At 54.6% G+C, this 21,584-nt stretch carries 20 protein-coding genes and 3 tRNA genes; 14 read left to right on the forward strand and 9 right to left on the reverse strand.

Annotated features, from left to right (window positions below; translation table 11 throughout):
- Positions 1-9 precede the first annotated feature (9 nt).
- Positions 10-921 (reverse strand): DNA-binding transcriptional activator PunR, encoded by a 912-nt coding sequence (punR, locus tag ABLV07_RS14410; RefSeq protein WP_015366885.1) that lies wholly within the window; start codon positions 919-921, stop codon positions 10-12.
- Positions 922-1,033: 112 nt separating this feature from the next.
- Here punR and punC point away from each other — a divergent pair, with 112 nt between their 5' ends.
- Positions 1,034-2,218, forward strand: coding sequence for a purine nucleoside transporter PunC (gene punC, locus ABLV07_RS14415; RefSeq protein ID WP_348853261.1), 1,185 nt, complete (start codon positions 1,034-1,036; stop codon positions 2,216-2,218).
- A gap of 298 nt (positions 2,219-2,516) precedes the next feature.
- A complete protein-coding gene (gene cfa, locus ABLV07_RS14420) occupies positions 2,517-3,665 on the forward strand; it encodes a cyclopropane fatty acyl phospholipid synthase (protein WP_015705219.1) in 1,149 nt (382 codons plus the stop codon).
- 51 nt (positions 3,666-3,716) lie between these two features.
- Here the strand turns inward: cfa and ABLV07_RS14425 are convergent, their stop codons facing one another.
- Positions 3,717-4,352: a riboflavin synthase gene (locus ABLV07_RS14425; RefSeq protein WP_015366888.1), complete on the reverse strand. Its 636-nt coding sequence runs from the start codon at positions 4,350-4,352 to the stop codon at positions 3,717-3,719.
- Between the two features lie 230 nt (positions 4,353-4,582).
- Here ABLV07_RS14425 and mdtK point away from each other — a divergent pair, with 230 nt between their 5' ends.
- Positions 4,583-5,956, forward strand: a complete 1,374-nt coding sequence (gene mdtK, locus ABLV07_RS14430) for an MdtK family multidrug efflux MATE transporter (protein WP_015366890.1) — start codon at positions 4,583-4,585, stop codon at positions 5,954-5,956.
- Positions 5,957-6,011: 55 nt separating this feature from the next.
- Here mdtK and ABLV07_RS14435 read toward each other — a convergent pair whose 3' ends face one another.
- On the reverse strand, positions 6,012-6,581 hold the full coding sequence (locus tag ABLV07_RS14435) for a TIGR00730 family Rossman fold protein (protein ID WP_042892323.1): 570 nt from the start codon (positions 6,579-6,581) through the stop codon (positions 6,012-6,014).
- A gap of 249 nt (positions 6,582-6,830) precedes the next feature.
- Between ABLV07_RS14435 and ABLV07_RS14440 the strand changes: the two genes are divergently transcribed.
- The 3 genes from ABLV07_RS14440 (at position 6,831) to ABLV07_RS14450 (ending at position 7,067) form a co-directional block, all read left to right on the forward strand.
- Positions 6,831-6,907 (forward strand) — tRNA-Val (locus ABLV07_RS14440).
- 3 nt (positions 6,908-6,910) lie between these two features.
- Positions 6,911-6,987 (forward strand) — tRNA-Val (locus ABLV07_RS14445).
- A gap of 3 nt (positions 6,988-6,990) precedes the next feature.
- Positions 6,991-7,067, forward strand: a tRNA-Val gene (locus ABLV07_RS14450).
- A gap of 53 nt (positions 7,068-7,120) precedes the next feature.
- Here the strand turns inward: ABLV07_RS14450 and ABLV07_RS14455 are convergent.
- Both ABLV07_RS14455 and ABLV07_RS14460 read right to left on the reverse strand, forming a co-directional pair.
- Positions 7,121-7,438, reverse strand: a complete 318-nt coding sequence (locus ABLV07_RS14455; RefSeq protein WP_020079007.1) for a putative quinol monooxygenase — start codon at positions 7,436-7,438, stop codon at positions 7,121-7,123.
- A gap of 101 nt (positions 7,439-7,539) precedes the next feature.
- Positions 7,540-8,142 carry a cupin domain-containing protein gene (locus tag ABLV07_RS14460; RefSeq protein ID WP_042892320.1) on the reverse strand — a complete coding sequence of 201 codons (603 nt, stop codon included), beginning with the start codon at positions 8,140-8,142 and terminating at the stop codon, positions 7,540-7,542.
- A gap of 43 nt (positions 8,143-8,185) precedes the next feature.
- On the opposite strand from ABLV07_RS14460, the gene ABLV07_RS14465 reads away from it, so the two are divergent.
- From ABLV07_RS14465 to ABLV07_RS14475, 3 genes are all read left to right on the forward strand, one after another.
- Complete coding sequence (locus ABLV07_RS14465) at positions 8,186-8,872, forward strand: B3/4 domain-containing protein (protein WP_015366894.1); 687 nt, start codon at positions 8,186-8,188, stop codon at positions 8,870-8,872.
- A gap of 21 nt (positions 8,873-8,893) precedes the next feature.
- Positions 8,894-9,244 carry a hypothetical protein gene (locus ABLV07_RS14470; protein ID WP_015366895.1) on the forward strand — a complete coding sequence of 117 codons (351 nt, stop codon included), beginning with the start codon at positions 8,894-8,896 and terminating at the stop codon, positions 9,242-9,244.
- A 114-nt stretch (positions 9,245-9,358) separates the two neighbouring features.
- Positions 9,359-9,568, forward strand: coding sequence for a YdgH/BhsA/McbA-like domain containing protein (locus ABLV07_RS14475; protein WP_015366896.1), 210 nt, complete (start codon positions 9,359-9,361; stop codon positions 9,566-9,568).
- Between the two features lie 89 nt (positions 9,569-9,657).
- On the opposite strand, the gene ABLV07_RS14480 is transcribed toward ABLV07_RS14475, so the two are convergent.
- The 4 genes from ABLV07_RS14480 to ABLV07_RS14495 form a co-directional block, all read right to left on the reverse strand.
- Positions 9,658-10,332 (reverse strand): carboxymuconolactone decarboxylase family protein, encoded by a 675-nt coding sequence (locus tag ABLV07_RS14480; protein ID WP_257393955.1) that lies wholly within the window; start codon positions 10,330-10,332, stop codon positions 9,658-9,660.
- 110 nt (positions 10,333-10,442) lie between these two features.
- Positions 10,443-11,078 carry a carbonic anhydrase gene (locus ABLV07_RS14485; protein ID WP_015366898.1) on the reverse strand — a complete coding sequence of 212 codons (636 nt, stop codon included), beginning with the start codon at positions 11,076-11,078 and terminating at the stop codon, positions 10,443-10,445.
- Positions 11,079-11,226: 148 nt separating this feature from the next.
- Positions 11,227-12,876: an OFA family MFS transporter gene (locus ABLV07_RS14490; RefSeq protein ID WP_059444047.1), complete on the reverse strand. Its 1,650-nt coding sequence runs from the start codon at positions 12,874-12,876 to the stop codon at positions 11,227-11,229.
- A 280-nt stretch (positions 12,877-13,156) separates the two neighbouring features.
- A complete protein-coding gene (locus ABLV07_RS14495; RefSeq protein ID WP_015366900.1) occupies positions 13,157-14,935 on the reverse strand; it encodes a sigma-54-dependent Fis family transcriptional regulator in 1,779 nt (592 codons plus the stop codon).
- 485 nt (positions 14,936-15,420) lie between these two features.
- On the opposite strand from ABLV07_RS14495, the gene ygeW reads away from it, so the two are divergent.
- From ygeW to arcC, 5 genes are all read left to right on the forward strand, one after another.
- Complete coding sequence (gene ygeW / locus ABLV07_RS14500) at positions 15,421-16,608, forward strand: knotted carbamoyltransferase YgeW (protein ID WP_015366901.1); 1,188 nt, start codon at positions 15,421-15,423, stop codon at positions 16,606-16,608.
- A 59-nt stretch (positions 16,609-16,667) separates the two neighbouring features.
- Positions 16,668-17,867: a diaminopropionate ammonia-lyase gene (dpaL, locus tag ABLV07_RS14505; protein WP_015705214.1), complete on the forward strand. Its 1,200-nt coding sequence runs from the start codon at positions 16,668-16,670 to the stop codon at positions 17,865-17,867.
- 63 nt (positions 17,868-17,930) lie between these two features.
- Positions 17,931-19,142: a YgeY family selenium metabolism-linked hydrolase gene (locus ABLV07_RS14510; RefSeq protein ID WP_015705213.1), complete on the forward strand. Its 1,212-nt coding sequence runs from the start codon at positions 17,931-17,933 to the stop codon at positions 19,140-19,142.
- Positions 19,143-19,193: 51 nt separating this feature from the next.
- Positions 19,194-20,600 carry a dihydropyrimidinase gene (gene hydA, locus ABLV07_RS14515; RefSeq protein WP_015705212.1) on the forward strand — a complete coding sequence of 469 codons (1,407 nt, stop codon included), beginning with the start codon at positions 19,194-19,196 and terminating at the stop codon, positions 20,598-20,600.
- Positions 20,601-20,611: 11 nt separating this feature from the next.
- Positions 20,612-21,544: a carbamate kinase gene (arcC, locus tag ABLV07_RS14520; protein ID WP_032714364.1), complete on the forward strand. Its 933-nt coding sequence runs from the start codon at positions 20,612-20,614 to the stop codon at positions 21,542-21,544.
- Positions 21,545-21,584 lie beyond the last annotated feature (40 nt).

Raw genomic sequence — 21,584 nt, forward strand, 5'->3', positions numbered from 1 at the left:
CGGCGCCGGTTATTCCGGCGCCCGCAACCACTCCCGATTCAACGTTTCGCTGTCGCCAAGATAGTCAAGCAGCCAGCTTAAAGCGGGTGAAGCATCGCTTTGTTGCCAGGTCAGGCAGCAGGCGGCATCCGGGAATGGGTTTTCCAGCGTCAAGGCCGTCCACTCCCCGCTATCGATATGCGGGCGGGCGAAATGGCCTGGCACCATCCCGACGCACAATCCTGCCGATAGACAGGTGGCTGAAGATTCCCAATCCGGCACCACCACCCGCTTCTGGTTATCAAGCAGCCAGGTTGTGCGCTTCGGCAGCGAGCGCGAGGTATCTTCGCGCACCAGGGACGGCCAGTTGCGCAACACGTCATCACTGAGCGGCCCTTCCATCTGCGCCAGCGGATGACTGCTGGCGACGACACAGTGCCAGTTCAGCATCCCCATATCGCGAAAAGCGTAACGCCCTCCCACCGGTATCGAACGCGTCGCGCCGATAGCGAGTTCTACCCGCCCATCGGCTAACGCATCCCAGACGCCGTTGAAAACTTCCTGAAAAACGATCAGTTCGACATCGCTAAAATGGCGATAAAAATCAACGATCATCTGGCGCATCCGCGCCGGTTTAACGATATCGTCCACCGCAATGGACAGCTGGCCGCGCCAGCCGTTAGCAATTTGCTGGCACTGCTGGCGGGTGATCTGCATTTTTTTGATAACAGAACGCCCTTCCTGCAAAAACCAGTGCCCGGCGGGGGTCAATTCAACATCACGATGGCGACGTTCAAAAAGCGGAACCGCCAGCCACTCCTCCAGCTGTCGCACCGTATAGCTCACCGCCGAAGGTACGCGGTGTAGCTCCTGCGCCGCGGCGCTGAAACTCCCGTTACGCGCCACAGCATCAACCACTTCTAAGGAATATTCAGACCACATATTCTGCCTGCAAAATTTTTGAATGCATGTGACAAATAATAGCGTTTCACAAGGCGGATTACACTCCCTACACTCTGCGGCATCGTACCTGCATCAGTAGAAAGAGAACGTTATGCAACAACCTGGGAAAGGATTTTTAGTGTGGCTGGGCGGCCTGAGCGTGCTTGGCTTTCTGGCCACCGACATGTATCTACCGGCCTTTGCCGCCATTCAGCAAGACCTCAACACCTCTGCCGCATCGGTTAGCGCCAGCTTGAGCTTATTCCTCGCGGGCTTCGCGATCGGCCAGCTGTTCTGGGGGCCGCTGTCGGACCGCTATGGTCGGAAACCGATTCTGCTCGCCGGGCTGGCTATCTTCGCTCTTGGCTGTCTTGGGATGCTGTGGGTACGCGATGCGACGCTGATGCTGGTACTGCGTTTTGTCCAGGCGATTGGCGTATGCGCCGCCGCGGTGACCTGGCAGGCGATGGTGACCGACTACTATCCGGCCCAGCGCACCAACCGCATTTTCGCAACGATCATGCCGCTGGTCGGGCTCTCTCCGGCGCTGGCGCCGTTACTCGGCAGCTGGCTGTTAGTCCATCTGGAATGGCAGGCTATCTTCGCCACCCTGTTCGCTATCACCTTACTGTTGATGCTGCCGGCTTTTCGTCTGAAGGCGGTCGTCAAACCTGCTGGCGAAACCCAGCAGAAACTTACCTTTATGGCCCTGCTGCGTTCACGTGAATATAGCGGTAACGTACTCATTTATGCGGCGTGTTCCGCCAGCTTCTTCGCCTGGCTCACCGGTTCGCCGTTTATCCTCTATGAAATGGGCTATGGCCCGACGGTGATTGGTCTTAGCTACGTGCCGCAAACTATCGCCTTCCTGATCGGCGGTTACGGCTGCCGCGCGGCGCTGCAAAAATGGCAGGGTCATCAGATGCTGCCCTGGCTGCTGGTTGTTTTTGCGCTGAGCGTGGCGGCGACCTGGCTTGCCGGGATACAGGATCATCCGTCACTGGTTACGCTAATGGTTCCGTTTTGCATCATGGCGATCGTGAATGGCGGGATTTACCCTATCGTCGTCGCCCAGGCGCTGAAACCTTTTCCACAGGCAACCGGGCGCGCCGCCGCCCTGCAGAATACGCTGCAGCTTGGCCTCTGTTTCCTGGCAAGCCTGCTGGTCTCAAGCCTTATCGCCACTCCGCTTCTGACCACCACCAGCGTGATGCTGATTTCCATCGTTCTGGCAGGCATCGGTTTCTGGATGCAGCAACGACGCGTGCAGTTAGTGAACGAATCGTCTCACGCTTGATGATTTTTTAAAGGATCTCCCGGACCAGTAATTAGCCTGCTAATATATTTTTATTGAAAGGCGGTTTTTAGCGGCCTATACTGGATCCGGCATCACATAAATAGAAAGTTTTTTAGATATTAACGGGGGCAGGAAGCAGCCCGTTTCACCATGGAAGGCCTTTCGGCAAGGGTTATCTCCCTTCCTCTGTTCTACGTCGGATAGCACCCTCACGATTTTTTCGTGAGATTTCTCACAAAGCCAAAAAAGCGTCTACGCTGTTTTAAGGTTCTGATCACTTGGGCGTGATGGAGAAGCTATGAGTTCATCGTGTATAGAAGAAGTAAGTGTACCAAACGATGATTGGTACCGGATTGCAGCTGAATTATTGGGCCGTGCCGGAATTGAGATCAATGGTTCCGCACCCTCCGATATCCGGGTAAAAAACCCGCTCTTTTTTAAACGCGTGTTACAGGAAGGGTCTCTCGGATTAGGCGAAAGCTATATGGACGGCTGGTGGGAATGCGAACGCCTGGATATATTCTTTCACAAGGTATTGCGCGCCGGGCTGGATAAGCAACTCCCCCACCACTTCAAAGATACGCTACGTATCGCTGGCGCTCGCCTGTTTAATCTGCAAAGCAAAAAACGCGCCTGGATTGTTGGTAAAGAACACTACGATTTAGGCAACGACCTTTTCCACCGCATGCTCGATCCCTATATGCAATATTCCTGCGGATACTGGAAAGAGGCCGAAAATCTGGAACAGGCGCAGCAGGATAAATTAGATCTTATCTGTCGCAAACTGCAGCTTGAGCCGGGAATGAAAGTGCTGGATATCGGTTGCGGTTGGGGTGGGCTGGCCTATTACATGGCCAAAAACTATAACGTCAGTGTGACAGGCGTGACCATTTCGGCCGAACAACAAAAAATGGCACAGGAGCGCTGTGCAGGATTAGATGTCAATATTCTGCTGCAGGACTATCGCGATCTTCACGAAAGTTTTGACCGTATCGTCTCCGTCGGGATGTTCGAGCACGTTGGGCCTAAAAATTACGCCACTTATTTTGAAGTTGTCGATCGTAATTTAAAACCAAACGGTCGTTTTCTGCTACACACCATTGGTTCAAAGATTACCGATCACAACGTCGACCCGTGGATTAATAAATATATATTCCCTAACGGTTGCCTGCCGTCGGTACGCCATATCGCCGATGCCAGCGAGAAGCATTTTGTGATGGAAGATTGGCATAACTTTGGTGCCGATTATGACACCACCTTGATGGCCTGGTACGAGCGTTTTCTTGCCAGTTGGCCGGATATTGCCGATAACTATTCAGACCGTTTCAAACGCATGTTTACCTATTATCTGAATGCCTGCGCGGGTGCTTTCCGCGCCCGCGACATTCAGCTCTGGCAAGTCGTCTTCTCGCGCGGTGTTGAACATGGCCTGCGCGTAGCCCGCTAGACTCGCTAAAAAAAGCCCCCGTAGAAATGTATTTCTGCGGGGGCTTTTTTATTATTCTTCCGCGCTTTTTTGCGCCGCTTCTTTTGCCGCCAGCACGCGTTCCACGGTATCCACCACCGCCTGAGTTTGCGGATCGATTTCGATATTTACTTTATCGCCGAGTTTTTTCACCCCAAGCGTGGTGCGCTGCAGCGTTTCCGGAATAAGATGCACGCAGAAACGAGTCGGGGTCACTTCACCAACCGTCAGGCTAATACCGTCCACGCCAATGAACCCTTTATACAGGATATATTTCATCAGCGCCGGGTCCTGTACCTTAAACCAAATCTGGCGATTGTTTTCCGAGGTGAGGATTTTAACGACTTCGGCGGTGGTCATAATATGGCCGGACATCAAATGGCCGCCGATTTCATCACTGAATTTCGCTGCTCGCTCGACGTTGACCATATCGCCTTCATGGATAGCGCCAAGATTAGTGATACGCAGCGTCTCTTTCATCAAGTCAAAGCTGATTCGCGGGCCGTCAATTTCGGTAACGGTCAGGCAACAGCCATTGTGCGCCACCGAAGCACCGGTCTCCAGGCCATCGAGCATATGCGCCGGCAGCTCCACCACGTGGGTGCGGAAATTCGGTTTCTCATCGATGGACACCACTTTCGCAGTCCCCTGTACAATACCAGTAAACATACTTTGCTCCTGTTGAGAATCGTGACGGTATCATTACCGTTATATATACGCGGAACAATAACAGTTGGCCAAACAGGTTGCCAGCGCGCATCGTGCCCCCACCATTTTTTCACTGGCTTAATGGCTAATCCTCGCTACAATAGACTGGAAATTCCTCCTGTTTTTTCTTCTTGCTGCCATTTAAGGCGGCTTTTTTAGTCTCAAAATAACAACAATATAAAGGTGTTCACGTGCAGAAGTACTTTATAGAAGCGCGTCAGTTATTAGCATTGGCTATCCCGGTCATTCTGGCGCAGGTCGCCCAGACGGCGATGGGCTTTGTCGATACGGTGATGGCCGGCGGCTACAGCGCAACCGATATGGCCGCCGTGGCTATCGGCACCTCGATCTGGCTACCTGCCATCCTGTTTGGCCACGGTCTGCTGCTGGCGCTAACGCCGGTTATCGCCCAACTTAATGGCTCCGGTCGCCGCGATCGTATCGCCCAGCAGGTACGCCAGGGCTTTTGGCTGGCGGGCTTTGTCTCCGTACTGGTGATGGTGGTGCTGTGGAACGCAGGCTATATCATCAGCTCGATGCACAACATCGACCCACAGCTTGCCGACAAAGCGGTGGGGTATCTGCGTGCGCTGCTATGGGGCGCGCCAGGCTATCTGTTCTTCCAGGTCGCGCGTAACCAGTGCGAAGGGCTGGCAAAAACTAAGCCCGGTATGGTGATGGGTTTTATCGGCCTGCTGGTCAACATTCCAGTGAACTACATTTTTATCTATGGTCATTTCGGTATGCCGGAACTTGGCGGCATCGGCTGCGGGGTCGCGACCGCCTCGGTCTACTGGGTCATGTTTGCCAGCATGCTGACCTGGGTGCGCCGCGCGCGCTCAATGCGCGATATCCGCTGCGCTGAGCGTTTCAGTAAACCTGATTTTTCGGTATTAAAACGGCTGGTACAGCTGGGGTTGCCAATCGCGCTGGCGCTGTTTTTTGAAGTCACGCTGTTCGCGGTTGTGGCGCTGCTGGTTTCGCCATTGGGGATTATCGATGTCGCAGGGCATCAAATCGCCCTTAACTTCAGTTCGCTGATGTTCGTTCTTCCGCTCTCGCTGGCGGCGGCGGTAACAATACGCGTTGGTTTTCGTCTCGGCCAGGGCTCGACGCTGGATGCACAGACCTCCGCGCGTACCGGGGTCGGCGTGGGCGTCTGCATGGCAATGATCACCGCGATTTTCACGATCCTGATGCGTAAGCAGATTGCCCTGCTGTACAACGATAACCCTGAGGTGGTGCTACTGGCCTCACAGCTGATGCTGCTGGCGGCGATTTATCAGATTTCCGACTCCATTCAGGTGATCGGCAGCGGTATTCTGCGCGGTTATAAAGATACGCGGTCGATCTTCTTTATTACCTTCACCGCTTACTGGGTACTTGGCCTGCCAAGCGGTTATCTGCTGGCGCTGACGGATATTGTGGTGCCGCGGATGGGGCCTGCGGGCTTCTGGTGCGGCTTTATCATCGGCCTGACCTCCGCTGCCATCATGATGATGCTGCGCATGCGCTTCCTGCAACGTCAGCCGTCAAGCGTGATCCTGCAGCGCGCCGCGCGCTAACCAGAAACGCTAAAGAAAAGGGCAAGCCGATAAAACGGTTTGCCCTTTAATAGCGCTACTTCGCAAGCCATTTGCGCTGCGGTGGCGTATAGCGATGGAATGCGGTTAAAATCTCCTGTATATCATCGCTAAAAGTCAGCATCTCAGCATAGCGGCGATGCATAAACCCTTCGGCGGCCATTTTTTCCGCCATCGCCTGCAGCGGGTTGTAATAGCCGTTCACGTTCAGGAAAGCACAGGGCTTTTCATGAATACCGAGCTGCGCCCAGGTCCACTGTTCAAAAATCTCCTCCAGCGTTCCGGCTCCACCCGGCATGGCAATGAAGCCGTCCGCCAGCAGCGACATCTTGTTTTTGCGCTCATGCATATTCTCAACGACATGCAGCTCGCTTAATCCGCTATGCGCAATCTCACGCTCCACCAGCCCGCGCGGCATCACGCCAATGACCCGCCCGCCGTGTTTTATTGCAGCATCTGCCACGGCGCCCATGAGTCCTACTTTACCGCCGCCATACACAAGCTCCACCCCGGCTTGCGCCAGCGCCTTGCCAACCTGTTGCGCGTAAACCTGATAAATCGGGTTTTCCCCGGTAGAAGAACCACAAAAAATGCCAATTGCTTTCATTACTGCGCTCCGTCGTTTATTTGCCGCACACTCTAGCATAAAGTCGGTGAGCGTCTCCCCTGCCAATCCGGGCAGAAAAACGCAACGGAGCAGGACATTGTTGAAGAAATATCCTTTATCATCAGTAAAATATGGGCGATATGGATAAAAGTTCTGCAAACGCGTCTATTCTGCAAGAAAAGTGACGTTTGCCTCTTGCCACACGGCCTCCCTGCCGTTAATATGCGTCCCCGTTGTCACCACAACATTGCGTTCATAGCTCAGTTGGTTAGAGCACCACCTTGACATGGTGGGGGTCGTTGGTTCGAGTCCAATTGAACGCACCATTCGCGTTTATAGCTCAGTTGGTTAGAGCACCACCTTGACATGGTGGGGGTCGTTGGTTCGAGTCCAATTAAACGCACCATATGCGTCCGTAGCTCAGTTGGTTAGAGCACCACCTTGACATGGTGGGGGTCGGTGGTTCGAGTCCACTCGGACGCACCATTTCAATCATTATTGATTTGGTGCGCACTTCTCTTCTTTCCTCTTGCTTTTATCTATAACGACATCAGTCGCTGTACCTGAATACTCTCCAGTTTCCCCTCCAGAATCGCCAGAAAATCGTCATGATACGGCATCGCAACGTGCTGTTTTAGATCGTCTTCCGAGCGCCAACGCTCAATAAACACAAATGAGATCTTTCCTTGCCGGGAAAGCTGCCTGACATCAGGGATCTCCCGGCTTTCGTGCAGGTCATATTGCAGGCACCCTGCTTCTCTGTGCGTCGGCGGCACCATGGCTAATGCCGCCTCTCTGATGGTATCGATATATTCAGGATGGGGGGTCAGCGTGGCAACAATTTTGACTTCACTCATAAGGTTTCCTCTGGCTCACCGTATTCCCCTGGAGGCTATATCTATCCAGGGCGTGAATTATTCAGCGTAGTGGTGAAGCCAGAATTACGCCAGAGTCCGCGTCAGCGCCCTTTCTCATACACGGTCATGGTAAAGACGACGGGCAACTGACTGAAATTACAATATTCATGTGGCACATCGGTACGTGCTACCGCAGAACACCCTTCAGCCACCTGATATGGGTCATTATTCACCGTCAGGGTGAGTTCTCCCTCGGTCACGTATAGCAGTTCCCAGGTGTCGGCCGGATGCCCCGGCGAACGGAACGATTCGCCAGGCAACATCCGCCACTGCCAGAGTTCAAGCATATCCGGTCCGCTGGTGCCGGCCAGCAGCCTGGCACTGCCGCCCTGCTCGCCGCGCCATAATACCGGAATCGCATCACGGTCGATAAGATGAACCATCGGCTCACTGGCAACGTTGACAAACTCCGCCACCGACACCCCCATCGCCGCAGCGATTTTGCACAACAGCGCGATACTGGGATTCGCCCTACACCCTTCGATATCCACCAGCATCCCTTTACTGACGCCGGCGCGACGGGAAAGCTCGTCGAGAGAGATCTTCTTTTCGCGTCGAAACTGCTTAATACGCCGCGATACCGCCTCATTAATGCGGCTTAGATCGTTGCTGTTATCGGTCGTTATATTGACTTTATCATTCATCGGTCGATATTATGCTCTAAATCAGTCATTACAGGATTATGCAATGTCTCACCCATTACCGTCAATTAGCCCACAGTTAGCCGGGATCGCTCCTGGGTTTCGGGCGCTGAGTATTACCGTCAACGCTGCGCCGCTAAGTGATGCTTCTATCGGTGAAGCCGCGCTGGCGTCAGCCTGTCAGGCAGTATTAGCCGGAGAGCCCGCATGGGCGGAGGACCATCTCGCGGCATGGTCTACGGTATTCAAAGCGTTTGGCGCTAAACCGAAACGTACGCCCTGTTCCGCAGAGGCGTTGCGTAAACGCGTACTTCGCGATGGCGCCATGCCGGCAATTGACCCGGTCGTTGACCTCTACAATGCCGTCAGTCTGCGGTATGCCATTCCCGTCGGCGGCGAGAACATCGCCGCCTATTGCGGCGCGCCGCGTCTGGTCATCGCCGACGGCTCTGAGCCCTTTGATACGATGAAGGAAGGCTTAGCCGCCGTTGAATCACCGGAACCGGGAGAAGTCATTTGGCGTGACGATCGCGGTGTGACCTGCCGCCGCTGGAACTGGCGACAGGGAGTTCGTACCCGCCTGAGCGCTCGCGATCGACAGATGTGGTTTATTCTGGAAAGCCTGCCAGAGATGCCGCTCGAAGCGCTGCATGAGGCCGGCCGCATGCTTACCGGGGGGCTGGAGCAGATGATGCCCGGCTTGAGCCACCAGTCCACGCTAATCAGCCTATAAAGTCAGACACAGGAGCAGGTAATGTCACTATTTTTAACCAGTTTTATCTTTGAGAAGAAAGAGTACGACGATGACTTTTATCAACTGGACGGCGAGATCGAGCGCTATACCCAGTCGCTGGAGGGATTTATCGGTATGGAGAGCTATCATGATGCCGCCAGCGGCCGAATCATCAACAACTACTACTGGCGCGACCGACAGTCTATGGAAATGATGATGAACCATCTGCAACACCAGCAGGCCAAAGCTCAGGGGCAACGCTGGATCGCCGGGTATCAAACCATCGTTGCCGAGATTGAGGGCAGCCACAATATGAACCTGCCCCATCCACTTGCGGAGTATCCACTACGCTACCAATCAAAACATCAGTGATTTTGAACAAGATAGGCAAATTGTTTCGATTTTAAACAATCATCATTGGTTCTATTCTTATCACATCGGAGCAACAGCGCTCCTCGCCAAACAAAATCTTTAAGGAATATGACCATGAAATCCATCAAAACTTTTGCTGCAGTTACCGTGCTGTCCCTGATGTCATTCGGTGCTTTCGCCCAGAGCGTGACGGCAACCGCTTCAACCCTCGACCGTGCGGAAGCGAAAATTGCCGCCCAGGCTGCGGAGCAAGGCGCGTCTTATAAAATTACCAGCGCCCAGTTCAATAACCGCGTCTATATGACTGCCGAACTGAGCAAATAATAGTGCGAGTGTGACGCGCCAGGCTTTATCTCTGGCGCGCCGCGCTGCTTTTCAGCGAAGACAGTGTCGTTGTCCTCTCCACCGATGCTTCAACTACCTGCCACTTGCTCCAGCACCGCCGAGGCCTTTGCCGCTATTTCGGCGCTGACTTTTGTCGCTAGCACGTCAATAAATCCACGCAGTTGCTGCGCCGTCAGGCCGTTGTGCAGGCTAATCGCGTAATGGCTCTTCAGCTGGCTTTCCACGCCCGATAATGCGGCCAGCATTGAAATCGTCGCCAGCTCGCGCGTCGGCCAATCCAGGACGTCACGCTGGAAAATATCGCCAAACAGATGCGCCTTCAGATAGCAGTCGATAGCTGGCGCAAATTCAAATAGCGGTCCACTGACCGTTTGCCCGACCAGTTGTGTCTGATTACGGCTACCGGCCTGCAGGCTATCCCAATTCTCCGGTAACGGGGTCGCTGTCGCCCCCTCGTTATCAATAACGCCTCGCGCCTGACGCTCGGTTATCACCTTCATCAGGCAGGAGAGCGCATTCAGGCTACGCGGAAAGCCGCAGTAGGCGTACAGCTGCACCAGCGTCTCTTTTAATTCATTTATCGTCAGGCCGGTATCCAGCGCGGTATCCAGCGCCGGGGCCAACGCCGCGATATTGCCTTCGGCGGCCAGGGCGGCAACCGGGATCAGCGCCTGTTGGCGCGCGTTCAATGGGTTTTGCATCGTTTGTTCTCCAAACGGAAAGTATCGACAGGAGAAAAAGATTATAGAAACTTGGCAGGGGGTTGATTAGCCAGGCAAAAACGAACAGACCTATGAGATGGGCTCATGAATTATCTATTACGATGCACAGGGCTTCCTTGCCCTGGGGAATATTATTCGAAGTAGACTTCCGGATTTTCCGACAGTGAAACGAAGGTTTTGGTGTCTTTATCCAGCGCGCGAATATCGCCGCTTTCAATATCATAGAACCAGCCGTGCAGACGCAGGGTTTTGTCGCGCAGGCCAACCGCAACCGACGGATGCGTTTTAATGTTGTTCAACTGGGCAATAACGTTTTCCTGCACCATACCGTTCACTTTATCGGTCTCGCTGGCCCAGGTTTTCTTCTCAACCACCGCTTTCGCCGCGTCCGAATAACGCAACCAGTGGGAAACGGCAGGCATTGGTTCCAGACACTGGCAGGTGGCGATGGCTTTCATCGCGCCGCAGTTGGAGTGGCCGCAGATGACAATATCCGTCACACCGAGGGCGACAACCGCATATTCAATGGTGGCTGACACGCCGCCCGGCTCCGGCCCGAAAGAGGGCACAATATTACCGGCATTACGAATAACGAACAGCTGCCCTGGCTCCTGCTGGGTAACCAGCTCCGGGACCAGGCGGCTATCAGAACAAGAGATGAACAACGCTTTTGGATTCTGGCTCGACGCCAGGCTGCGGAAGAGCTCTTTGCGTTGCGGGAAAATCTCTTTCTGGAAGTTGAGGAAGCCCTCAATGATATGTTGCATAGCAGTGTCTCTTTTCTCTGTAGTAATTACGATATGACAAAGATCACATTTAGCTAGTGTATCACCGAAGCGCAGAATGGGAATCGTTATTGATAATAGCTGTGCAATAAGCACCCAACCTGTCCTTTGGGTGCTTGCCTCTGTGGGTCTACATAAAGAACTTCACCGCTTGTTGCAAGGTGGTGCCCATTCCCCACAGCAAGGGTATACCGACGGCCAGCCAGCTTAGCGTCAGCAGCAGCGGCGCGGGCGTCGGTTCCCAGCTCAGCTGCGCGTCTTTATTGATAGTATACAGGCCCCTCGCCTGCTGCTGTTGCTCCGCAGTCATGGCATATTTCTGCGGAATCGGCCGAACCAGCTGATTACAAATAAAGCCGATGATAAGCAACCCGGTCAACGCCAGCAGCGTGATGTCATAAATTCTCGCGGGTTCCACCCCCTGCGCCAGCTGGTACTCGCGCAAATAGTTGACCAGCACCGGGCCGCTGACCCCGGCCGCCGACCAGGCAGTCAGCAGACGGCCATGAATCGCGCCAACCATTTGTGAGCCAAATACGTCGGCAAGATACGCCGGGATGGTCGCGAAACCGCCGCCGTACATAGAAATAATCACACAGAGCGCACAAACAAAAAACGCCACGTAGCCGCCGTGGTTAATCAACGGCAACGTGCCGTAAAGTAGGGTTCCCAGAAAGAAGATCAGCGCGAAGGTGGCTTTCCTGCCGCACATATCGGAAACAGAAGCCCAGAAAAAGCGCCCCAGAATATTAAACAGGCTGAGCAGCCCGGTAAATCCCGCCGCCATCGTCGCGATGCGCTTCAGCTGTTCTGTATTAAGTTCCTGCCAGCCCAGATCCAGGGATAGTAGCTTGCCGGCAAAAATCTCCTGCAGCATCGGCGAGGCCATGCCGAGAATGCCAATCCCGGCGGTAACGTTGAGCCACAGCACCAGCCACAGCAGCCAGAATTGCGGGGTGCGCCACGCGACGCTGACGTGAACCTGAACGGTTGGCTGCTTGCTGATGGCTTGCTGCGCCTTCGCGCCGACCGGATGCCAGCCCATAGGCGGCAGACGGTAACCAAAAGTGCCGCAAAGCATGAACAGCGCATATATCACCGCCAGCGCCAGAATGCTCTGCCATACCCCACTTCCCTGACCATCGGCGAAAAAATTAATCAGCCAATTGGCCAGCGGCGCTCCCACCAGCGCCCCGCCGCCGAAGCCCATGATCGCCATTCCCGCGGCCATCCCTCGCTTATCGGGGAACCAGCGCAACAGCGTTGAGACCGGCGAGATATAGCCAAGCCCCAGGCCAATGCCGCCAATCACACCGGCGCCCAACCACAGTAGCCACAGCTGATGAAAATAGATTGCCGCGCTCGCCAGCACCAGGCCGCCACACCAGCAGAGGGTGGCGACAAAACTCACCAGACGCGGGCCAACCTTCTCCAGCCAGCTCCCCCAAAGCGCCGCGGAGCAGCCGAGAAAAACGAAGAACAGCGTATAGGTCCAGCCGAGCAGGGAAATTTTCCAGTCGCACTGGCGGGTCACCAGTTGCTGCCAGAATGACATATCGACCGGACACTGCAGCGGCGCGCTGCCGCCGATAAGCTGCGACATTGGCAGCCAGTAGACGGAAAAGCCGTAGGCCATGCCAATGCACAAATGCACCGCCAGCGCCGCGGGAGGGACCAACCAGCGGTTAAATCCAGGTTTAGCAATAATGCGGGGCTTAGCAAAAAAACGACTCAACGATGAAACGGGCGGAGTCGCGAGATTCTCATTTATCTGCACCATATTCCTGTCCTTATCATGTTTGTTTGCCGACTATCGCAGTAGTCGACGGCAAACGGTAAAGGCAAGAACAATGCCACCTGCTGAAAAAACGAACAGAAAATGGCGACTGAAGCGAGCAAGCACAACCCATAAGCCATGAGGAGAGGGAGTTGAAAGCTGTAAAAAAAGAGAAAATCATCGGTAGTGATTTTCTCTTTCCCGGACATCGAGGTGTTTTCGTTGCCAGATCAATAACGATCGGCGATTTTGATAAACGTTGCTCTCAGAGTGATACGGCTTATCAGACCCCGACCAGTTCATACTTTTTAATTTTGCGATATAGCGTCGCAATGCCGATCCCGAGCTCATCGGCGGCCTGCTTTTTATTGCTATAGCGCGTCAGCGCATCGCGGATCATCTGTTTTTCCATCTCCTCCAGCGCCGTTCCCCCCTCTTCTTCTTTCGCAACGCTGGCTGGTGCCGCCCGGCTGCTTTCGCGCTCGTTGACTTTGCCGCTGCTGATAAGATTTGGCGGCAGCAGCGACAGATCGATCACCTCGCCGGAGGGAACCACGTTAACCAGATACTCCATCAAGTTACTCAGCTCGCGAATATTGCCCGGCCAGCGGTAGTTCTTCAGTAAGGCGATGACTTCCGGGGACACGCCGGGATAGACCAGCTCCAGCCGACGGGTGTGCAGATGCAGGAAATAGTGAATCAGCAGTTCGATATCATCCTGACGCTCGCGCAAAGGCGGCAGGCGTAGTGGGATGACATTAAGCCGATAGAACAGGTCCTCGCGGAATTTCCCTTCGGCAATGAACTGCTCAAGGTTCTGGTTAGTGGCCGAAATAATGCGGATATCGACCGGCACCGGATGGCTGGCGCCCACCGGCTGAATTTCGCGCGATTCAATCGCCCGCAGCAGCTTGGCCTGTAGGGTTAATGGCATATCGCCGATTTCATCAAGAAACAGCGTGCCGTGATTAGCCGCCTGAATCAGACCGGTCTTGCCATTGGCCGAGGCCCCGGTAAATGCGCCTTTGACGTAACCAAAGAGTTCGCTCTCCAGTAGCTGTTCGGGGATGGCCGCGCAGTTGATCGCGATGAAAGGCTTCGCCTGACGGTCGCTGAGTTTATGCACCGCGCGAGCGACCACCTCTTTGCCGGTTCCACTTTCGCCGACGATCATCACGCTCGACGGGCTTGGCGCCACGCGGGTAATCAGTTTTTTCAGCTGACGCATTGGCCGACATTCGCCAACCATCTGTTCAATCTGCGGACCATCCTGCGGTGGCGCCAGATCGGCCGACGAATGCGACTGATGGAAGGCCATTAAGAACAGCCATTGATCCTGAATAGCGTGCAGCTGACCGATAATAAGCTCTTTCTTATCATCAAAAGAAATGACGTGCTGTACGTGACCGCGAATAAAGTTTTGCGCAAAAGTCAGCGGACGAAAATGAATAGTTTTGCCAATCATACTGCCGTGATTCGCGCCAAGGATTTTCATCGCCGCCTGATTGGCAAATTTTACTTTTTGATCCTGGCTAACCACCAGCACGCCCTGATCCATGTTTTCAATCATGGTGGAAAACATTTTGAGCATATTATCTCCCCCGCCCTGGTCCTCTAACAGGCGGGAGACAAATATTGAAGAAACATGGCGTACATAATCTGAGAACTCGTGAAGGTTGTCATTAATGCGCTCCTGCTGCTCGCGAGTTAAGGCGACCAGGCTAATAACCCCGACACACTGTTCCTGATAAATCACCGGGGTACCCAGAAATGCCTTTTCTTTACAGTTCTCTTTATTGGTACAGTCTTTACACAAGGGATCAAAACGCGAATGAGTCACGACCTTTTCTTTTTTTGTTTCTATTATGTAACGTAAAAGTCGCGAATCTGTATTTAATTTTCGCCCCAGGAATTTACCGTAGGCGCCGGTACCGGCGACCCGGCACAGCGTATTGTCGACAATCTCGACTTCGAGTTGTAACACGCTGGAGAGCATGCGGGCAAAACGTTGAATCGTTGGCTGAATCTGCATTAAAACGGATAGCGAATTGGAGGGAATCATAATTGACCTTTTAATATCAGTAGCCGAAAGAAAATGCTGAAGATCGACTCTTTTTATTCTGCGTTTATCATACTACCGCCGCCCAGGCTGAAAAAAGGTGCCAACCCTGCGCTTTTTTACAGCTTAAAGAAAATATGGAAGAGGTATCACATTTTCCTCTCAATATGATAATCCGCAGGGCAAAATTATCATTTTGGTGTTGAAATCACTGTCGCAGAACGATATCCACGCTTGTCTGACGGCTCAAAGTAAATTTACCGTGACAACTGGCAAATGAATTTCATTTCCATCAGTTGAGCGTTACAAGCTATTTTTCGTGACCCGCCTCGCATAATTCCCGACTTTTCCACTCGTCCACCGCGACTGAATTATAACTGGCACGCTTATTGTTAGTGGTAATACAGCGCTGGCCGTCGCCACTTACATCAATGTCATTTCGACTGCACAGCAATCAATAAGCCGTCATTCACTACCAGGATCGAAATATGAAAACTGTTAACGAACTGATCAAGGATATCAATAAGCTCAACTCTAACCTGCATGAAAAAGATTTCCTGCTGACGTGGGAGCAATCGCCGGACGAGCTGAAGCAGGTGCTGGATGTCGCCGCAGCGCTGAAAACGTTACGGGCGGAAAACATCGCGACAAAAGTTTTTAACAGCGGGCTGGGTATTTCGGTCTTTCGCGATAACTCCACCCGCACCCGCTTCTCTTATGCCTCGGCGTTAAACCTGCTCGGCCTGGCGCAGCAGGACCTCGACGAAGGCAAGTCGCAGATAGCCCACGGTGAAACGGTGCGCGAAACCGCCAATATGATCTCCTTCTGCGCAGACGCTATCGGTATTCGCGACGATATGTATCTCGGCGCCGGCAACGCCTATATGCGTGAAGTCGGCGAAGCGCTGGATGACGGCCACAAACAGGGCGTACTGCCGCAGCGCCCGGCATTAATTAACCTGCAGTGCGACATTGACCATCCGACGCAGGCGATGGCCGATCTGGCCTGGCTGCGTGAGCACTTCGGCTCGCTGGAAAATCTGAAAGGTAAAAAAATTGCCATGACCTGGGCCTACTCGCCAAGTTACGGCAAACCGCTTTCCGTCCCGCAGGGAATCATCGGCCTGATGACCCGCTTCGGTATGGATGTCACCCTCGCCCATCCAGAGGGCTACGATCTGATCCCGGACGTTATCGAAGTGGCGAAGAAAAACGCCGCGGCTTCCGGCGGCAGCTTCCGTCAGGTCACCGATATGGCGGAAGCCTTTAAAGACGCCGATATCGTTTACCCGAAATCCTGGGCGCCATACAAAGTGATGGAACAACGCACCGAGCTACTGCGCGCCAACGACCATGACGGGCTGAAAGCGCTGGAAAAAGCCTGTCTCGCCCAGAACGCCAATCACAAAGACTGGCACTGTACCGAAGAGATGATGAAGCACACCAAAGACGGTGACGCGCTGTATATGCACTGCCTGCCGGCGGATATTACCGGCGTCTCCTGCGAGGAAGGCGAAGTCACCGAAGCGGTGTTCGAGAAATACCGTATCGCCACCTATAAAGAGGCCAGCTGGAAGCCGTACATCATCGCCGCCATGATCCTCTGTCGCAAATATGCCAAACCCGGTCAGTTGCTGGAGCAACTGCTGCAGGACGCGCAAAAACGCATCAAATAACCTCGCGAGCCGGTCTGCGGGCCGGCTTCCCCGACTCCAAAGAAGGATAAGGACAAAATATGTCTGCTTTTTCGCTGAAAATGGATATTGCCGACAACCGTTTCTTTACCGGTGAAACCTCGCCGCTGTTCTCTCGTCAGCAGGCACAACAGGCGCGCCATTTTCATCAAAAAATCGCCGGTTACCAACCGACGCCGCTGTATGCCCTGAAGGAACTGGCGACGCTGTTCGGCGTAAAGAACATCCTGGTAAAAGATGAATCCCAGCGCTTTGGCCTCAACGCCTTCAAAATGCTCGGCGGCGCCTACGCCATCGCCCAACTGTTGTGTGAAAAATACCATCTCGATATTAACGCCTTCTCGTTTGAGACCCTGAAATCCACCATCAAAGAGAAGATGACTTTCGCCACTACCACCGACGGCAACCACGGGCGCGGCGTCGCCTGGGCCGCCCAGCAGCTTGGGCAAAACGCGGTGGTGTACATGCCGAAAGGTTCAGCGCAGGAACGCGTGGACGCCATTTTACGCCTCGGCGCGGAATGTATCGTTACCGATATGAACTACGACGATACCGTGCGCTTTACCATGCAAACCGCACAGAAAAACGGCTGGGAAGTGGTACAGGACACCGCATGGGAAGGCTACACAAAAATTCCAACCTGGATTATGCAAGGTTACGCCACCCTCGCCGATGAAGCGGTAGAACAAATGGCGGCGATGGGCATTGCTCGCCCTACCCACGTCTTCCTGCAGGCCGGTGTCGGCGCGATGGCAGGCGGCGTGCTCGGTTATCTGGTCGACGTTTTCGGCGCCCGCGATTTGCACTCGGTGATCGTGGAGCCTGAACTGGCGGACTGCATCTATCGCTCCGGGTTAAAAGGCGACATCGTCAACGTCGGCGGCGACATGGCCACCATCATGGCAGGACTGGCCTGCGGCGAACCTAACCCGCTGGGCTGGGAAATTCTGCGCAACTGCGCCACCCAATTTATCTCCTGCCAGGATGCCGTTGCCGCCCTCGGTATGCGCGTACTCGGTAATCCTGTCGGCAATGACCACCGGGTTATCTCCGGTGAATCCGGCGCCGTCGGGCTCGGGACGCTGGCCGCCGTCCACTTCCATCCGCAGCGCCAGGCGCTGATGAACAAACTGGGGCTCGATAGCCACTCCGTGGTGCTGGTCATCAGCACCGAAGGCGACACCGACGTGCAGCATTACCGCGAGGTCGTCTGGGAAGGCAAGCTGCCGGCAGCACAATAAACGTTCAACTTATTCAACATATTCATCCCGCGAAGCGGGAAACCAGGACCGGAGAGTTAATTCATGGCTAAGCACATTCCTTTCAAACTGATTGTCGAAAAAGCAAACCACTACCAGCAGGATATGACCCGCTTCCTGCGCGATATGATCGCTATCCCCAGCGAAAGCTGTGACGAAAAACGCGTCGTGCATCGTATTAAAGAAGAGATGGAAAAAGTCGGCTTCGATAAAGTCGAGATTGACCCGATGGGCAACGTGCTGGGCTATATCGGCCACGGCCCGCGACTGGTCGCCATGGACGCGCATATTGATACCGTTGGCATCGGTAACATCAAGAACTGGACCTTCGACCCCTATCAGGGGATGGAAACCGATGAGCTGATCGGCGGGCGCGGCGCGTCCGACCAGGAAGGCGGGATGGCGTCGATGGTCTACGCTGGAAAAATCATCAAGGACCTCGGTCTGGAAGATGAATATACCCTGCTGGTGACCGGTACCGTTCAGGAGGAAGATTGTGACGGTCTGTGCTGGCAGTACATCATCGAACAGTCCGGCATTCGCCCGGAATTCGTGGTCAGTACCGAGCCAACGGATTGCCAAATCTATCGCGGCCAGCGCGGGCGTATGGAGATTCGCGTTGATGTCCAGGGAGTAAGCTGCCACGGTTCGGCGCCGGAGCGTGGCGATAATGCCATCTTCAAAATGGGTCCAATTCTTAACGAACTGCAGGAGCTCTCCCATAACCTGGGCAACGATGAGTTCCTGGGTAAAGGCACCCTCACCGTCTCAGAAATTTTCTTCACCTCGCCAAGCCGCTGCGCGGTTGCCGACAGCTGCGCGGTCTCTATCGACCGCCGTCTGACCTGGGGCGAAACCTGGGAAGGCGCGCTGGATGAGATCCGCGCCCTGCCTGCCGTACAGAAGGCCGGCGCCGTGGTCTCAATGTACAACTATGAACGCCCGTCATGGACCGGGCTGGTTTATCCAACGGAATGCTACTTCCCGACCTGGAAAGTAGAAGAGGATCATTTCACCGTACGCGCGCTCAGCAACGCTTATGAAGGGCTGTTCGGTAAAGCGCCGGTGGTCGATAAATGGACCTTCTCCACCAACGGCGTTTCCATCATGGGCCGTCACGGCATCCCGGTTATCGGTTTCGGGCCAGGTAAAGAGCCGGAAGCCCATGCGCCAAATGAAAAAACCTGGAAACAGCATCTGGTGACCTGTGCCGCGATGTACGCCGCAATCCCGCTGAGCTGGCTGGCCACAGAGTAAGTTTGTACGGTTATTCCTCCCGCCGCGCGTCGGCGGGAGTCTGGAGTTTTTATGCGCGTACTGATTAAAAACGGCATCGTGGTCAACGCCGACGGCCAGGCAAAACAGGATCTGCTGATTGAAAACGGCCTGGTCAGCCAGCTCGCCGAACGGATAACCCCAACCGAACCTTGCCAGACTATCGATGCCGCAGGTTGCTATGTCATGCCCGGCGGCATTGATGTTCATACTCATTTTAATATCGATACTGGGCACGCCCGCAGCTGCGATGATTTCTTTACCGGCACCCGCGCAGCCGCCTGCGGCGGTACCACCACTATCGTCGACCATATGGGCTTCGGCCCCGCCGGCTGCCGCCTTCGTCACCAGCTAGAGGCCTATCACGGCTATGCCGCCTACAAAGCGGTGATCGACTACAGTTTTCACGGCGTGATCCAGCATATCAACCATGCCATCCTCGATGAAATCCCGATGATGGTTGAAGCCGGGATTAGCAGCTTCAAGCTCTACCTCACCTACCAGTATAAGTTGAACGATGATGAAGTGCTTCAGGCGATGCGCCATCTCCATCGCGCTGGCGCGCTAACCACCGTTCATCCGGAAAACGACGCCGCTATCGCCCGTAAACGGGCCGAATTTCTGGCGGCCGGCAAAACCGCGCCGCGCTACCACGCCCTTAGTCGCCCGCTGGAGTGTGAAGCGGAGGCTATCGCGCGAATGATCAATCTCGCCCAGCTCGCCGACAACGCGCCGCTGTATATCGTTCATCTCTCCAACGGCCTGGGGCTGGATTATCTGCGTCTCGCGCAGCGGCGGCACCAGCCGGTGTGGATTGAAACCTGTCCGCAATATCTGTTGCTTGACGACCGCTGCTATGAACGCGAAGACGCGCTGGGTTATTTGTTAAGCCCACCGCTGCGCAACGCCAGCAACAATGATGCGCTGTGGTGCGGTATCGCCGATGGTTCGATCGACGTGGTGGCGACCGATCACTGCGCTTTCTCGATGGCACAACGCCAGCAGCTCTCCGGCGGCGATTTCAGCCGCTGTCCGAATGGCCTACCGGGGGTGGAAAACCGCCTGTTGCTCATGTTTTCCCACGGCGTCATGACCGGGAGGATCTCAGCGCAGCGTTTCGTCGCGCTAACCAGCGCCACTCCCGCGAAGCTATTTGGCCTGTGGCCGAAAAAAGGACGATTGGCACCCGGCGCAGACGGCGATGTCGTCATTATCGATCCGCAACGCACCACTACGATCCGCCATGAGATGTTGCATGACAACGCCGACTATTCGCCCTGGGAGGGCTTTATTTGCCAGGGCGCGATTCGTCAGACCTTATCGCATGGCCGGGTCATTTTCGATAACGGCACTTTTACCGGTAGCGCTGGCCAGGGCCGCTTTTTACGCCGCGATCCCTTTTCTACCGCTCACCTTCCGGTTAGCGGAATCACATCTTAAGTGAGGCATTCATGAGTAAGAAAATTGTGCTCGCTCTCGGCGGTAACGCGCTTGGCGAGGATCTGGCCGGACAAATGCAGGCCGTTAAACAAACCGCGCAGGCTATTGTCGATCTGATAGCCCAAGGCCACCAGGTGGTCGTAACCCACGGCAACGGCCCGCAGGTTGGGATGATTAATCTGGCCTTCGAAGCCGCAGCCAAAACCGAGGCCCATACCCCGATGCTGCCCATGTCGGTCTGTGTGGCGCTAAGCCAGGGTTATATCGGCTATGACCTGCAAAACGCCCTGCGCGAGGAGTTGCTGTCGCGATCGATGCATATCCCGGTGGCAACAATCATCACCCAGGTGGAAGTCGACGCCAACGACCCGGCGTTCAAAAATCCGACCAAACCTATCGGCTCTTTTTTCACTGAGCAGGAAGCAGAACAGCTGACGCGTCAGGGGTACGCCATGAAAGAAGATGCCGGACGCGGCTATCGCCGGGTTGTCGCCTCGCCGCAGCCGGTCGATATTATTGAGAAAGAGACGGTCAAAGCTCTCATGGACGCCTGCCACGTAGTGATCACCGCGGGAGGCGGCGGGATCCCGGTAATCCGCAAAGGCAATCATCTGCGCGGCGCCAGCGCGGTAATTGATAAAGACTGGGCCAGCGCTAAACTGGCGGCGATGATCGACGCCGACATGCTGATCATCCTGACCGCGGTCGAGAAAGTGGCGATCAACTTTGGCAAACCCAACGAACAGTGGCTGGATAAGCTGTCGCTCAGCGATGCCGAACAGTTCATTCGTGAAGGTCACTTCGCTAAGGGGTCAATGCTGCCGAAGGTTGAGGCCGCCACCTCATTCGCCCGTTCACGTCCGGGGCGCAAAGCGCTGATCACCGTATTAAATAAAGCCAAAGAAGGGATTGAAGGAAAAACCGGTACGGTCATTGAAGGGTAAAAAGGCACCGAATGTAGCCCCGGTAAGCGGTAGCGCCACC

It is taken from the genome of Klebsiella sp. CN_Kp097 (genome assembly GCF_040064495.1).
Classification (GTDB): Bacteria; Pseudomonadota; Gammaproteobacteria; order Enterobacterales; family Enterobacteriaceae; genus Klebsiella; species Klebsiella aerogenes.

Bases quoted from the DNA above. Each gene is read 5' to 3' on its own strand.
- ygeW (WP_015366901.1), top strand. From the start codon at position 15,421: ATGAAAACTGTTAACGAACTGATCAAGGATATCAATAAGCTCAACTCT.
- hydA (WP_015705212.1), top strand. From the start codon at position 19,194: ATGCGCGTACTGATTAAAAACGGCATCGTGGTCAACGCCGACGGCCAG.
- ABLV07_RS14470 (WP_015366895.1), top strand. From the start codon at position 8,894: ATGTCACTATTTTTAACCAGTTTTATCTTTGAGAAGAAAGAGTACGAC.
- ABLV07_RS14510 (WP_015705213.1), top strand. From the start codon at position 17,931: ATGGCTAAGCACATTCCTTTCAAACTGATTGTCGAAAAAGCAAACCAC.
- ABLV07_RS14465 (WP_015366894.1), top strand. From the start codon at position 8,186: ATGTCTCACCCATTACCGTCAATTAGCCCACAGTTAGCCGGGATCGCT.
- ABLV07_RS14495 (WP_015366900.1), bottom strand. From the start codon at position 14,935: ATGATTCCCTCCAATTCGCTATCCGTTTTAATGCAGATTCAGCCAACG.
- ABLV07_RS14485 (WP_015366898.1), bottom strand. From the start codon at position 11,078: ATGCAACATATCATTGAGGGCTTCCTCAACTTCCAGAAAGAGATTTTC.
- ABLV07_RS14490 (WP_059444047.1), bottom strand. From the start codon at position 12,876: ATGGTGCAGATAAATGAGAATCTCGCGACTCCGCCCGTTTCATCGTTG.
- dpaL (WP_015705214.1), top strand. From the start codon at position 16,668: ATGTCTGCTTTTTCGCTGAAAATGGATATTGCCGACAACCGTTTCTTT.
- punR (WP_015366885.1), bottom strand. From the start codon at position 921: ATGTGGTCTGAATATTCCTTAGAAGTGGTTGATGCTGTGGCGCGTAAC.
- ABLV07_RS14460 (WP_042892320.1), bottom strand. From the start codon at position 8,142: ATGAATGATAAAGTCAATATAACGACCGATAACAGCAACGATCTAAGC.
- punC (WP_348853261.1), top strand. From the start codon at position 1,034: ATGCAACAACCTGGGAAAGGATTTTTAGTGTGGCTGGGCGGCCTGAGC.
- ABLV07_RS14455 (WP_020079007.1), bottom strand. From the start codon at position 7,438: ATGAGTGAAGTCAAAATTGTTGCCACGCTGACCCCCCATCCTGAATAT.
- ABLV07_RS14425 (WP_015366888.1), bottom strand. From the start codon at position 4,352: ATGTTTACTGGTATTGTACAGGGGACTGCGAAAGTGGTGTCCATCGAT.
- ABLV07_RS14435 (WP_042892323.1), bottom strand. From the start codon at position 6,581: ATGAAAGCAATTGGCATTTTTTGTGGTTCTTCTACCGGGGAAAACCCG.
- ABLV07_RS14475 (WP_015366896.1), top strand. From the start codon at position 9,359: ATGAAATCCATCAAAACTTTTGCTGCAGTTACCGTGCTGTCCCTGATG.
- arcC (WP_032714364.1), top strand. From the start codon at position 20,612: ATGAGTAAGAAAATTGTGCTCGCTCTCGGCGGTAACGCGCTTGGCGAG.
- cfa (WP_015705219.1), top strand. From the start codon at position 2,517: ATGAGTTCATCGTGTATAGAAGAAGTAAGTGTACCAAACGATGATTGG.